Here is a 13,805-nt window from a genome sequence, read left to right as displayed (position 1 = left end):
GTTCAAATCAAGCTCATTCACAAGCGGCACGCGATGTCCGCCTTGGGTCATTCGCGTCGGTTTGGCCGAACCACGGCTACTTCCGGTCTACCCCGGTGACCGGACATTCTCAGGATAGGCAAGCATGTCTCAAAAGTGCCAACAAGAGACTCATGCATCGCAGCAAATTCGAGGATTCGATAGGCTATCCGATCCGCTCGACGCGAGGCTAGGTTTCACTAAGCGGAGTTGCCGCGCGAAGAATGGTCTCACCAGGCGGAAAAGCTATTTCCGAACGGCGAGCGCCAAAACGGCGAGCTGCGTGGGCGCGCGTAGCGGAATCCAGTCCCCGGACTGCGCCGCCGTTTATCGATGCCGCCTTGGGGCTCGCCGCTCAACAGCACCACGAAATCCGTGCCCTTGCCGGTTTCCGTGCTCAACGGCTCGTCCGTGACGATCAGGGAAGATCTCGGCGCAATATTGCCGATGCGATCCAATGCGTCCTGCGGAATGCTGATGCGGTCGAGCGCAGCCTTTGCGGTGCCGGGGTCCGTCGGCACCGGCTCAGCGTCGCGACCACGCTTCGCGCGCGCCCGGTCGTCCGGCTCAAGCGTGGCGCCGGGCGGACGACCGCCGCCCATTGAGACGGCGCTCCATCGCAACTTGGTATCGTCGCCCGAGTGTTCGACTGCGGTGAAGACATGCGTGCCGAATGGACGATCGGGATCTGCGATCGTGACCGGACTTTCAAGGATGGGCTTGAATGCCTGACGGACATAAAGCCGCTGGGTCTTGCGGCTGATCACCACCGATACCGGCTGCATTTCGCGTTCGACCTGGCGGGCCGCCTCGGCTGCCGCGGCCCGCGCCGTCTCCGCCGCGGCGGCAGCTTCACGCGCAGCAGTGACTGCATCGAGCCTCAGTTGCAGATCCGCGTTGGCGGCGTTCGATTGCAGCTGCAGCTCCGCGACCTTGACAGCGGCCTTTGCCTTGTCATCCTCGGCCTGCTCCTTTGCCTCCGCCGAGACAAGAGCGCCAAGCTTGGTCTCGGCAGCCGCCAATTGCGCCCCGGCTCTGCGCTTCAGATTTTCCGCCGCGCGAACCGGCTCCCTGGCGCGCGAGGCCTCCCGGAACGCCGTCTCCGCGGCCAGCCTCGCCTGCGCCGCTTTCCTCGCCGCCTCTTGTGCCTCTGCGGTGCGGGCGGCGGCCATGGCGCCGGCACCCGGTTTGGGCTGGAGCAGCAGCGGATGGACAAGCTCGACGGGCGTCACATCGCTTGGCGCCACGATCACCCGCATGCCCATCTTGGTCACGTCGAACAGCCGTTCGGCGAAGTCGAATGGCAGCCGGATACAGCCATGGGACGCCGGACGCCCCGGCAGGACACCGCCATGCAGTGCGATACCTGACCAGGTGATGCGTTGCATGTGCGGCATGAAGGCATCGTCATACAGGTTCGAGTAATGCTCCTCGACCTTCTGGATGACGCTGAATATCCCGGCGGGCGTCTCGCGTCCCTTCGAGCCGCTCGACACCGGCGCCCGCAGCATCCACCCCTTGGCGTCGTAGACGGTGATCCGCTGGTCGCGGAGCGAAACGATGGCCATGAGCGGCTCGCCCGCGCTGCGCGTCTCGATGGACTCGATCAAGCGTTCGCCGCTTCTCGCGTCCGCATCGTTCCCGGCCGCGATCAGCATGGCCAGACTCGCAACGGCAAGACACATGGGCCGCAGCCGCGTCTGCCTGCACTTCGAATTCGCACCACGAGACGTCATGCGCGCCCCATCTGATCTGGTCTACGCCACCTTGTATTCAGGTAGATTCACAACGTGGCGATATCAGGTCGGACTTGCCAACCTAGAACCGGCAAAAGCCGATGGCGCTCAAGCTCTGCGTGGCTTCATCTGCGGACCTGAGCCGCAACGCGCATCTTCACTTTAGGCCGCTCAGCCGAGGTGGTCCGCTTCGCGCTGGTATCTGCGCGCGCTGCCAGCCGGACGCGCTGCATCACCGACGATTCCGCTTGCTGAGTTTTCGCGCCCCCGCGGCGAGAGACATATTCCTTGCCGTCGACCGGCGCCACATGCGGCGGATCTCTACCGAGATACGGCCGCCCGATTCCAAACTCCTTGCCGTGTTCATCGATCCACTTCCAGAGCTTTTCGGTGGAGACCCATCGCTGCGCCCGGGTCGCGCCTTTGACGCTCACGATATCGGCCGCAAGTCCGTGGCCATAGCCGCCACGGAAACTGCCACCATGAAAGGATCTATCGGTCGCGGCCTTCAGGCCGCTTGCAATCGATTGACGATAGTCATCGCGGAACGCGCTGGTGATGCCGGGCGACAGCCCGGCCTGCTCCGCCGCGTGGAGCGCGTGAAAAAGCTTTAACCTGAAGCTCCGGTCCATGCCTCCGATCACGTAGTCCATCATCGGCATGCTGACTCGTTCCGCCGCCTTCGGATCCTTCCACGTGAAGTCCTGATCGACGAGCCTGGTGAAGGTTCTGGTGACGATCACGGTTTTGCGCTTCTTCTTGACCGTCACTTTCCTCTGCTCATGGACCTTGATGGTGTCCTCCTTGCGCGTGCGTTCGTAGAGCGCCCACAGGAATCGGTCGATGCAGATTTCCGCGGCCAGGCACTCTTCGCGAATTTCGAGGGTGCTCCCGGCGTTCTTGGGTTCGGCGAGCGCAGGATCTTGCTTGGGTTCGTCCAGCACGGGATCAGGCGTGTTCGCAGTTGCGACTTGCACGGGCGGTGCTTCGGGCGGCGGCACCCGCGTTGAATCGGGTAACGCGGCCTCGACCTTCGGCGGTTGATCCGAAATCGATTTCGGTTGATCCGGGGCCACTATCTTGCCGGCGTCCGTGCCCATCACCAATTCGGCGACCGTCGCCGTATCGGCGCTTGCGACATCGATGTTGCCCAATGCGGTTGCTTGCGGTGCGTCAACGACCTCGGCGGTGAGAGATGGTGAGCGGCGGTCCTCGATTGGCACTGCGGCGACTGGCATTGCGGCGCCGGCGAGCTCGATGCGGGTCGAACCGGGTCCCGCAAGCGAGGCGACGACCCAGCTGGCGAGACCGACCGTTCCGCACAGGGCCAACGCCACGTGTGCTCTTCGCCGCGGGTTCATCATCCGGTCGCCTCCACCAGAGCCAGGCCGCACGGCCAAGCATGCGACGACGATGAACCTTTGCATCAATTGTGGACGTGCAATGACGCAAACTGCGGCGTATCGATTTTCCCGGGAGGTGTCGCCGGAATGCAACGCGATGGAACATCGTATTTTAGCGAAAACTGATCAGCTTCGGGAACCCGCGACGGGCCCTAACCACGCACTCCGGCCCGGCGGGAGGACAACGACGATCGCGCCCGGCTTCACCCGATCCACGAGATCGATGACATCCTCGTTGGTCATACGGATGCAGCCGGACGAGATGGCATGGCCGATATATTCCGGCTGGTTGGTGCCGTGGATACGGTACAGCGTGTCCTTGCTGCCCTCGTAAAGGTAGATCGCCCGCGCACCGAGCGGATTAGCCGGACCGCCCGCAACGCGCTTGGGGTAAGGACCGAGCCGGGCCTGGATCTCCGCCGTGGGGATCCAGTCCGGCCATTCAGCCATACGGCCAACCGTGGCGACGCCGGACCACGCCTGCGCTTCCTCCCCAACCGTCACGCCGTAGCGGATCGCCTTGCCTCCCGGCAAAACGTAATACAGATAGCGTGCATTGCTATCGACCAGGATCGTGCCCGGCTGCTCCTTGCGCATGTAGTCGACAATATGCCGACGATAGGTCTCTGGAATGCTCGCCTGCGCATAAGGCGGGTGGGCCAGCAACTGCCGGTCCCTCGGGGTCAAACTGGCATTCGAGGACGGTGCGAGCGTCGATTGCATGCAACCGCCGAGGACAAACCCGAGCACCCCAAAAAGCAACAACGCCAGTCCGGACCTCGGCATGGCCTGTCCTCCAAAGCGTTACATTGGACCATCTGCTTCTCGAAAAGTGCAGAAATCAAGGCGTCGCTGGAAAGTAACGCAATAACGAGATCAGGTTGTTTGTCCATCGAACCGCGCTCAGCTCGTGCACTTGCGGACTGCAAAGCCGAGTCCTTCCAGACTCTCTTCAAAGACTTTCGAATGCTCCGCTTGAAGATCGGCAATGTCCAATAAGGGGTCCCGTTCGCGTCCGCTTGCCGGTCGGCCAACTACTTCCGGTCTAATCCGTCAACGGACATCGTCAGAGCCGGCCATCAAGTCTCAAATGTGCCAGAACCGGACGATGGCACGAAACGGACCACCAGCCGGGCCGCCCTGCTGATGTCCGACAATCATGCAAGCATTCTCTCCATCATACGGCCATTCTTTGAATAAGACTGAACGCAGTGTTGGCGACTGGCCGACCCGACGAATGGTCGACCGACCTCGACCTTGGGATGACGTTGGACGAAAAAGGGAAGCGCCAATGAACTCCACACCCACTTCGAAGGCAAATGACCTCCCCGATGCGCCGGTCCCACGCGCCGATGAACGACTCGCCCACGCCTACGGACAGATCACACGCGCGGGTGAAGAGCTTGCGCGTGTGAGTGAACAGGTTGCAAAAATGGAGCACGATGCGGCGCGCCCACCTTCGGGGGGAACACCTTCGGCCGGACCTCGCCCGCAATCACCGACTGGAAGGCCGGCGCTCCGGGCGCTCATCGGCTTGGTGCTGACGGCGTGCATCGTTGTCGCTGCTCTGGTTTTGCAGTCGTCCTATGGAGCCGGGGCCAAGCTGGTTGTCGCCCGTTGGGCCCCGCAGCTCGTTTCAACATTGCCGTCGGAAAACCCGCCCGTACCCGCCCAGCCGGCGCCATCTACCGTTCAAGTGGCCGCGGCGGAGGCAACACCACCGCAAGCAACGCCCTTGCCTCAGACCGCACCGCAAGACGCCGCGCCGACAACTACTGCAGCGCTTCCTGATCACACAGAGTTGCTGCGATCGATGGCGCGCGATCTCGCGAATCTGGAGCGGAACATCGAACAGCTCAAGGCGAACCAGCAACAGATAGTCCGCGACAGTTCAATGGCCATTGAGGAGCTCAAGGCGAACCAGGAAGAGATGAAACGCGTACTAGCGAAGGTTTCGGAGCAGAACCCGCCCAAGACGTCGCCGCCGCCGGCGCAGCCGACTCCGACCTTGCGCAAGCCCGAGCGGACGCTTCAGCCGCCGCACGCAAGAGCGCGACCTCGACTCCCAAGAGAGTGGATCTACGACGAGGATTGGTAGCCGTCGATGCAGTGTCCATCGAAGTTTTGTGCTGAAACAGCTCTTTGATCCGATACAGCGCGCTGTGCGTCGGTGGCTTGAACGCGTAGAACGCCTGCTTTTTCTGGTAGTGGTCAGAGTGAGATTAGAAGCCAGCATTAACGGCCGCTTTGCGCCAATAGCTGCCCCTTGCCGAACGGCAACAGGCTGAAAATGGCTCTCAAACGCTGGCGCGCCCTGCGATTTGGCACATTTCTCTGTCATCAATCGCGGTCTAGACGTTTATAGGAATGTTATTGAGATGCTCAGGCCTGAGGTGGATATGGATAACTCGGATTTCTGCGGGAAGGCACAGTGACTAACCCTTCGGACGGTTTGCCTGGATCATCACTTGTAGATCTGGGATGGTCTGATTTCTTCGGCGACCAGCTCTTACCGGATGAGGCACGCGCCCTGCCGGTACGCATCGCCAACATTCATCGAACGCGTATTTCGGGGATTTCGCAAATTGGTTTGATCAGACTGGTGCTGCCGGCCCGTAGCAACACTGGTGATTTTGCCGTCGGTGACTGGGTGCTCGCCGACCCGCAGACGTTCTCGATGCAACGCCGCCTAGCGCGGAAGACGGTGCTGAAGCGGCGCACCGAGGGGAATGCGGCACCTCAACTCGCCGGCGCCAACATCGACACGTTATTTATCGTCACATCATGCAACGCGGAGTTCAACGTGGCCCGGCTGGAACGCTACGTAGCACTGGCCAATGAAGCCGGTATCACGCCGGTGATTTTGCTAACCAAAGCCGACCTTACCAAGGATGCTGGGTCATATCTTGAGCAGGCAGTTGCTCTGCAACGCGGGCTGCCGGTGGTAGTCTGCAATCCCCGTAATGGTCACGCCGCCGGTGACCTGCATGCCTGGTGCGGTGGAGGACAGACGGTGGCGCTGGTCGGCTCATCGGGAGTGGGGAAATCCTCCATGGTCAACGCGCTGGCGGGTGTGGCACCGGACCAGCTTCAACAGACCGGGAGCATTCGAGAGCATGATGCCCAAGGCCGTCACACGACCACCTCACGCTCGCTTCATGCGATGTCGAGCGGGGGCTGGGTAATCGATACGCCGGGAATGCGGACACTCCATGTCAGTGACGCCGCAGCGGGTATTGATGAGTTGTTCGCAGAAATCACCGAGCTCGCGCCGCTCTGCAGGTTTCGCGATTGCACGCACGCTCACGAACCGGGCTGCGCAGTCAGCACCGCGGTATCCGGCGGCACACTGAACCCGGAGCGTGTGGCCCGCTGGCGCATGATGGTGGCGGAGAACCGCATCAATACGCCTAAACTGATAAAGCCGGGCGGCAGCAGGCCCACCGTCCTCCGCCATAGCAAATCGCACCTAGAAGACGACTAGCTGACGTCTAACCTGAACGCCCTGTTTGGGTCGAATTTCTTGCGAACAAGCCGGTTTGTTCATTTCCTTGTCGAAGCAGTGAAGGGCGATGAGGCCGTGGCTTAGAATTCGTTCAGGTAGGTCTTGTCGCGATCGAAGATGTGGACGATATGACGGCTCACTGAACGAACCCGCGCCATGAATTCGATGTCCTGGTGTACCGACAGGAAAACGTCGCGATAGACCTTGACCTCATCGGGGAGGACGGGAACGAGCGTCGGGTTCGACTTGGCGGAGAACAGGGGTAGCAATGCGATGCCTGCGCCCGCCGCCACGGCGTTCTGCTGCGCGTGCATGCTCGAGGATCTGAAGGCGACGTTCGTCGGATCAAGTACGTCCAGCAGCCAATGCACCGGCTGGATAGCGATGAGGTCCTCAACATAGTCGATGAAGGTATGAGACGCGAGGTCGGCCCGACTGGCCGGCATCCCGCGAAGGGCGAGATAGGCCTGGCTCGCATACAAGGCGAGACGAAACGATCCGACCTTCTTGACAACGAGCCGCTGCCCGTCCGGATGCACGAAACTGATAAAGATGTCCGCCTCGCGTTTGGTCAGGCTGATCAGGTGCCGCTCCGTCACAAGCTCCACTGTTATACCCGGGCTCCGCACCACCAATTCCGTAAAGCGTTCCGCCAAAAAAAAGGCGGCGATCCCCTCCATGGTTGCGACGCGCACCCGCCCCGTGGCGGTGCTCGCGTCCGAGCCCAAGGCCTGTTGAACGGAAGAAGCTTCCTGTTCGATTCGTTCGGCGATCGAGAACAGGCGATGGCCATGTTCGGTAAGGACGAAGCCGTCCGGCTTGCGATCAAACAGCTTGACCGAGAGGCTCTTCTCCAGCTCGGCGATACGCCGGCTGACAGTGGTGTGATCGACTTTCAGCCGCCGAGCGGCTGGCATGAGGCGACCTTGGCGTGCCAGTTCCAGAAAATAGACCAGATCGTTCCAATCGAACACGGATAGTCCTAACAGGCCTGAGCAACCGACTTGGCAAGCAATGGACTTGCGTGGTCCATCTTGCGAGATTGGCGCTCCGAACGCCAGTCCGACGATGACGCAGTTGTGCATCGCGCCGATGGCGGCGCGAGCTGGATACCTGTCGCCCCCGGACCGGCGTAACGGCCGCCGATGACCTACTCCAGGTCGATCCGCAGATCATGGCGCGTCTTCTCTCGGCCTGAATTGCCTTCCTGTAGGATCAAGAATCCAGACTGCCGCCGTTATGGAATGCGATGGCCTCAGCCGTCGCGCCCTGCTCGGCCAGCTCGGGCGCGATATCGGTCGTAACAGCATCGATGAACGTCGCCGAGATCAGCCGCTTGCGATTGACCTTGAGATCGAAGACATCGAAGCGGTTGTAATAGCCAACTACGTCGTGGAACTGTTTTGGCTCGACACAACGCTGCAGGTCGCATTCCGCATAGGCGATGCCTTCCTGATCCTGCAGGGTGTCTCCGAACACCTCCCCTGTGGGATCAACGAAGAAGCTCGCCGCCCGCTGCGTGCGATCGATCACGTCGATGACCGATGGATCGCGCGCGATCAGGAAATCGCGCATCGCCGCATCCATGAAGCCAGCGGTGATGATGCCGAACGCCTTCGCCTCGAACGAATGTGCACTGGCGCGGATACGGTTGGCAGCGACATTGTTGAAATTTCCGCCCGCACTCGGCCGCCGCGTTGGCCACATCGGCGGCCAGCTCGAGATGTGGATCTGCTCGGCCTGCGCCATCAGGGCATAGCGCGCCAGCGGATTGGTGTTCTCGCCGCAGATCAGGTTGCCGACGCGGCCGACCGGCGTGTCGACGACGCGGAGTCCGGCACCATCGCCCGCGGCCCAGATCAGCTTCTCGTAGAAGGTCGGCACCAGCTTGCGGTGATGGTTGAGGATGGCGCCATCAGGGCCGATCAGGACATTGCTGTTCCAGATCAGTCCGACACTGGTCGGCGAGCTCTCGCTGATGCCCATCGAGATGGTGACGCCGAGGGACTTCGCTTCACGCCGCAGCGCCGCGATTTCAGGCCCTGTGATAGCGACGGACTGCTCGGCCATCAGCACGAACAGATCGTGGTTCTCGATCGGCGCCCACAGCGCCGCCCAGACCGGAAATGCCGGAATATAGGTCTCGGGAAACGCGACCAGCTGCGCGCCGCCGCGGGCCGCCTCGCGGATGATCGAGATCGCCTTCGCCGTTGTCGCCGCGCGATCGAGAAATACCGGTGCTGCGTGGACGGCAGCAACCTTTACGGATGACGTCATTATCACAAACCCTTCTTATGATTGCAGCCGGACATCAGCGCGCCGTTTCCGGCCCGCCCGGCACATGGCCGCACGGCATCCTGCAGGCGTCTGGCGCGGCGCGATCACAAGCGTTCGCCCGCAAAATAACCCGACAACCCGGTGCCCGGCGCACAATTGACGTATTCGAAGATCTGGCCTTGCTCCGGCAGCACGAACACCTCGTGCCAGGTGCGGAGCTGATTGGCCTTGCCGAACTTACGATAACGCGCGATCGCGGCCGTGAAGATCGCCTCATGCGAGGCATGGCGCTCGGCCCAATTCTCCATGTGTTCCAGGGACAGAAAGTAACCGAGTGCGTGGGTCTCGAGTTCCGGCTGACCTTCGGCATCGCAGGTCTGCTGAAAGCGGAGCGAGCAGCAGCCGGTGGCCTCGGGACTTTCCTTCAAGTAAGCCATGCCGCGTTCCAGCGGTGCGCGCAGATCGCGCATGTAATCCTCGGTCTGCGCCGGGTCGCAGCGACCCCAGAACGCGGCGGAGCGGATGACGGTGAAATTCAATGGCGTGATGATGCGCCAGCGTGCCGACCGGGTATCGCGGGCGACCGCCGCCGGCAAATCTTTCATCACAGGCGCCAGCGCATCCACGGCAGCCAGCGGAATCCGGTCCCGCATGGCGCCGTAATAGCCGCAATAGGGCGTCGGATAGACCGCCACCTCAGGCGATCGGCTGAGCGCGGCCGGATAGTCTTTCCAATACAGCGTCTCCTGCCGCTCCACCGGCACGGTGAGGCTTTCACGGAAATATCCATTCGGCTCGGCGAGACGCGCGGCGTCGGTCCACCAGGCCGTCAGGTGCGGATTGGCGAGCCAGTCATCGCGGCGCCCCTGATCAACCCAGTAGGTTGCGACGATGTGGGTATAGAGACCGTTCTGGTCGATAAACCAGGCATGGTCATGCACCGTCGGTCCGCTCGGAAGGCCGATCGCCGTCTCGATCCAGGGGAAGAACGGCGACGCGTAGACGCTCTCGGCATCGCGCCCCTGAATGCCGTGGAACGCCACGCACAGCGTCTCGCACTTGTTGGCGAAGCCGGCGGACCAGCGCTGCACCACGGGTTCAAAGCCCTTGGGCTTGCGCAGCGGATTGACGCGATCGAAAACCTGAAGTCCCATTTTGTTCTCCCCTACTTTTCTTTGTTAGTGAACGCCGAAATACGCCTTGTGCAGTTCGGCATTCTGCTTCAGCGATTCCGCATCGCCCTCCGCCACGACCTGGCCCTGCACCAGCACATAGCCGTAGTCGGCGACGTCGAGCGTCTGGCGCACATTCTGTTCGACCAGCAGGATCGACAATCCGGCCGTCTTCAGCCGCCGCACAATTCCGAATACCTCGGAAACGAACAGCGGCGACAATCCAAGTGACGGCTCGTCGAATACCACCAGTTCGGGATCGGTCATCAGCCCGCGCGCAATCGACAGCATCGAGCGCTCGCCGCCGGAGAGCGTGCCGGCCAACTGACCTCGCCGCTCCCGCAGCCGCGGAAATGTCTCGAACAGTTCTTCCATGCGCGCAGCCACACGCCTGGAATCGCGCATCAGGAGACCGCCGACCTTCAGATTGTCCAGCACCGTCATCCGCGGCAGGACGCGGTTGCCTTCGGGCACCGTGGCGATACCAAGCGCGGCGATCTTGTGTGTCGGCATATTCGCGATCGAATCGTTGCCGAAAAACACCTCGCCCTTGCGCACGCGGTTGAGGCCGAGAATGGTGCGGATCAGCGTGCTCTTTCCGGCGCCATTGGCGCCGAGGATACAGGTCACCGTGCCCGGCTTGACCTCGACCGTGACTCCCTTCAGCACATCGGCGCGATCGTAACCGGCGGTAATGCCGAGTGCCGAGAGTTTGCGCGTTGCCGTGCCGCCGGCGATCATTGGCTCACTCCCAGATAGGCGGTCTGGACATCGGGATTGGCGATCAGCGCATCGAAGGTGCCTTCGAAGATCTTGCGGCCGAAATTCAGCACGACGCAGCGGTCGGAGACGCGGCGGATCACATCCATTTCGTGCTCAACCAGGATCACCGCCAGATCGGGCATCTCCTGACGAAACGCCAGCAGATCGTCCATCAACTGGCGCGTCTCGTCATGCGTCATGCCCGCCGACGGTTCATCCAGCAACAGCAGCCTCGGCGCCCCGATCAGCGCACGGCAGATTTCGATCCGCCGGCGGTCGATCATCGTGAACGAACCGGCAGGCTGAAACAGCCGGTCGGCAATGACGGGGTTGAAGCGATGCGCCAGCGCGCGGGCGCGATCGACCATTCCGCCGAGCTCGTCGCACCAGCGTCGGCGGCGAAACAGGTTGCTAAACAGCCCGAGATCGAGCCTGCACAAGGCGCCGACCACGATATTGTCGAACACGCTCTGGTCCAACATCAGCCTCGAACGCTGAAAGGTTCTGGCGACGCCTGCCCTGCCGATCATTTGTGGCGGCTTGGCGAACAGATCGCGCGCGTCGAGGCGCACCGATCCGGCCGACGGCTTGTAGAGCCCGGTCACCACGTTGAAGAACGTGGTCTTGCCCGATCCGTTGGGGCCGACCAGCCCGACCGTTTCGCCCTTGCCGACCTCGATATCGAGACCATCAAGTGCGACGAGACCGTCGAAGCGCATCGTGAGGCCGCCGCAGGCCAGCAAGGGAGCGTTCATGCGCCCGCTCCCGGCCGCCCGATGAAACGCGACAGATCGCGGATCGGGCGCGGCAAGATGCCCGACGGGCGGAACAGCAGGATGGCCAGCACCAGCAACGCGAAGATCAGCAGCCGGAATTCCTGAATGGCCTGCAGCTTTTCGGGGATGACGAGGATCACCATGGCGGCGACCACGGCACCCCAGAAATTGCCGAGACCGCCGAGCACGATGATCGACAGCATCAACAGGGAGTCGCCGAGCCCGGACCCGTTCGGCGTCACGAACCCGTTCATCATGCCGTAAACCGCCCCGGCAACCCCGATCACGGCGTTGCCGATCAGGAACGCGACCACCTTCCAGCGGGCAATCGACAGGCCGAACACCGAGGCCGCGGTCTCATCGCTGCGCACGGCGTCGAGCGCGATCCCGATCCAGGACCGCTCGATGCGGCGGATCAGCGTGAAGGCCACGGCGAAGATGCAGATCGAAAGTACGGCGTAGGGCAGATAGAATGACACGTCCCATGGACCGATCGACGACACCCGGTTGAAGTCGAGGCCGAGGATCGAAAAACCCTTGATCTTCATGCCCTGCGGGCCGCCCAGCGTGTCGTTCACCTCCAGCAGGCTACGCAGCAGCAGGCCGAATGCGATGGTCACAAGGGCGGCATAGTGCCCGCGGGTCCTCAGCACCGGCAGTAACAAAATGACCCCGATCGCGCCGGTCACAATGCCGCTGACAACGAGAATCAGCAGATGCGGAATCCCGGCATACGCCGTCATGACGGCAGCCGTGTACGAACCGAGCACAAAGAACGCCGCACCGGCGAAGTTGGCAATTCCGGCGAATGCCAGCTGAAGATTCAGCGCGATGCAGGCCGTGGAAAACAGCGCCACGGTCGCCAGCATCAACAGCGTGTAATGCTCGCCGCGAAAGACGACGATCAGGCCCAGCGCGCAGACGAAAGCGACGCCGTTGGCGAATCCGCTGTAGTCGCCGCAGATCGCCGAGATATCCTGACCGAGCGGCGTGCGATCGGCGATCGCGAACATCACCAGAAAGGCCGCGAGCAGGCCGAGCACCTGAATCTGTGATTCCGCGTGCATCATCAGGCCGCCGCCTGCAAACAGCAACGCTACCGTGAGCACGACCACGGCCCGCGGATGACGCTGCATCCGAAGCGGCGATAATACGGGAATCGGGGAAGGAATGCTACTCATCACACCCGCTCGCTGCGGCGCTCGGCGATCAGGCCGGTTGGGAAGATCGCAATCAGGATGATGATTGCCGCGAACGCGATGACGTCCTTGTATGCGCTGGAAACCGGCAGCGCGACCACGACCAGGGTCTGTACGCCGGCAAACAGGAAGCCGCCGATGATCGGCCCGAGCATGCTGCCGAGCCCGCCGACGACGGCCGAAGCGAAACCGATGATGCCGAGCAGGACGCCCATGTTGAAGTTGATCTCGCGGTAGTAGAGCCCGAGCATGCAGCCGGCGAACGCCGCGAGCGCGGAGCCCAGCGCAAACGTTCCCAGAACCACCGTCTGGAAATCGATCCCCGACAGCCTTGCTACCTCGCCGTCCTGCGCCACCGCGCGAATGGCCAGCCCAAATCGCGTGCGGGTGATCAGAAGATGCGTGCCCAGCACCAGCAGCAGGCCGGCGGCGAGGATCATCACGCTGTCGACGCCGACACTGAACGAACCGGCTTTGATGACGCCGCCCGGCAGCAGCGCCGGAAACGGCTTTGGATTGCCGCCGTTGGGCACGCCGAGCCGGATGGCTTCGCGCAGCACGGTGCCCGCCATCAAGGTGGCGAGCAGCACATTGACACCGGGTGCATGGCGCAGCGGCAGCACCAGAACGCGGCCGATGATCACCCCGGCCAACGCACCGATGGTCACGGCCGCGGCTATTCCCGAGGCCAGCGCCAGCACCGGCGGCAGCGCAACCAGCCCTCCCGCAAGCCCGGCCGCACCGAGGCTGGAGAATGCGCCGACGGTCACGACATCGCCGTGCGAGAACTTGATGACGTCGAGCACGCCGAAGAACAGCGAGAAGCCGACCGCGATCATCGCGTAGATCACGCCCAGCATCAGGCCGTTGAAAAGCTGCTGGGCAAGGATGCCGACGTCCATCGCGGAGTCCTGATTGTAAGGAAGATTTGTCGATGCGGTGGGAGCGGCGAGCCGA

Annotated in this window: 12 protein-coding genes; 2 read left to right on the top strand and 10 right to left on the bottom strand. The window is 62.4% G+C overall.

What is annotated here, in order from left to right; genetic code table 11:
- Positions 1-248 precede the first annotated feature (248 nt).
- The 3 genes from JQ597_RS05930 to JQ597_RS05920 form a co-directional block, all read right to left on the bottom strand.
- Positions 249-1,703, bottom strand: a complete 1,455-nt coding sequence (locus JQ597_RS05930) for a L,D-transpeptidase family protein (protein ID WP_283813398.1) — start codon at positions 1,701-1,703, stop codon at positions 249-251.
- A gap of 176 nt (positions 1,704-1,879) precedes the next feature.
- A complete protein-coding gene (locus JQ597_RS37525; protein WP_249135773.1) occupies positions 1,880-3,250 on the bottom strand; it encodes a peptidase M15 in 1,371 nt (456 codons plus the stop codon).
- Between the two features lie 33 nt (positions 3,251-3,283).
- Positions 3,284-3,943, bottom strand: coding sequence for a L,D-transpeptidase (locus JQ597_RS05920; protein ID WP_212263308.1), 660 nt, complete (start codon positions 3,941-3,943; stop codon positions 3,284-3,286).
- Positions 3,944-4,448: 505 nt separating this feature from the next.
- On the opposite strand from JQ597_RS05920, the gene JQ597_RS05915 reads away from it, so the two are divergent.
- Entirely contained in the window at positions 4,449-5,255 is an 807-nt protein-coding gene (locus JQ597_RS05915; RefSeq protein ID WP_212263307.1) for a hypothetical protein, read from the top strand.
- Positions 5,256-5,588: 333 nt separating this feature from the next.
- Positions 5,589-6,641 carry a ribosome small subunit-dependent GTPase A gene (rsgA, locus tag JQ597_RS05910; protein ID WP_212263306.1) on the top strand — a complete coding sequence of 351 codons (1,053 nt, stop codon included), beginning with the start codon at positions 5,589-5,591 and terminating at the stop codon, positions 6,639-6,641.
- A gap of 101 nt (positions 6,642-6,742) precedes the next feature.
- Here the strand turns inward: rsgA and JQ597_RS05905 are convergent, their stop codons facing one another.
- From JQ597_RS05905 to JQ597_RS05875, 7 genes are all read right to left on the bottom strand, one after another.
- Positions 6,743-7,636 (bottom strand): LysR family transcriptional regulator, encoded by an 894-nt coding sequence (locus JQ597_RS05905; protein ID WP_212263305.1) that lies wholly within the window; start codon positions 7,634-7,636, stop codon positions 6,743-6,745.
- A 241-nt stretch (positions 7,637-7,877) separates the two neighbouring features.
- A complete protein-coding gene (locus JQ597_RS05900; RefSeq protein WP_212263304.1) occupies positions 7,878-8,939 on the bottom strand; it encodes a carbon-nitrogen hydrolase family protein in 1,062 nt (353 codons plus the stop codon).
- A gap of 104 nt (positions 8,940-9,043) precedes the next feature.
- Entirely contained in the window at positions 9,044-10,093 is a 1,050-nt protein-coding gene (locus tag JQ597_RS05895; RefSeq protein ID WP_212263303.1) for a phenylacetaldoxime dehydratase family protein, read from the bottom strand.
- Positions 10,094-10,117: 24 nt separating this feature from the next.
- Positions 10,118-10,852, bottom strand: coding sequence for an ABC transporter ATP-binding protein (locus JQ597_RS05890; protein WP_212263302.1), 735 nt, complete (start codon positions 10,850-10,852; stop codon positions 10,118-10,120).
- Positions 10,849-11,628, bottom strand: coding sequence for an ABC transporter ATP-binding protein (locus tag JQ597_RS05885; RefSeq protein ID WP_212263301.1), 780 nt, complete (start codon positions 11,626-11,628; stop codon positions 10,849-10,851). Before JQ597_RS05885 ends, JQ597_RS05890 begins: the two co-directional genes overlap by 4 nt.
- A complete protein-coding gene (locus tag JQ597_RS05880; protein ID WP_212263300.1) occupies positions 11,625-12,830 on the bottom strand; it encodes a branched-chain amino acid ABC transporter permease in 1,206 nt (401 codons plus the stop codon). Before JQ597_RS05880 ends, JQ597_RS05885 begins: the two co-directional genes overlap by 4 nt.
- Positions 12,830-13,750: a branched-chain amino acid ABC transporter permease gene (locus tag JQ597_RS05875; RefSeq protein WP_212263299.1), complete on the bottom strand. Its 921-nt coding sequence runs from the start codon at positions 13,748-13,750 to the stop codon at positions 12,830-12,832. Before JQ597_RS05875 ends, JQ597_RS05880 begins: the two co-directional genes overlap by 1 nt.
- Positions 13,751-13,805: the final 55 nt, after the last annotated feature.

It is taken from the genome of Bradyrhizobium sp. AUGA SZCCT0177 (assembly GCF_018130125.1).
Taxonomy (GTDB): domain Bacteria; phylum Pseudomonadota; class Alphaproteobacteria; order Rhizobiales; family Xanthobacteraceae; genus Bradyrhizobium.
Note: the sequence above shows the minus strand (reverse complement) of the source record. Positions and strands in the feature narration are given on the sequence as shown.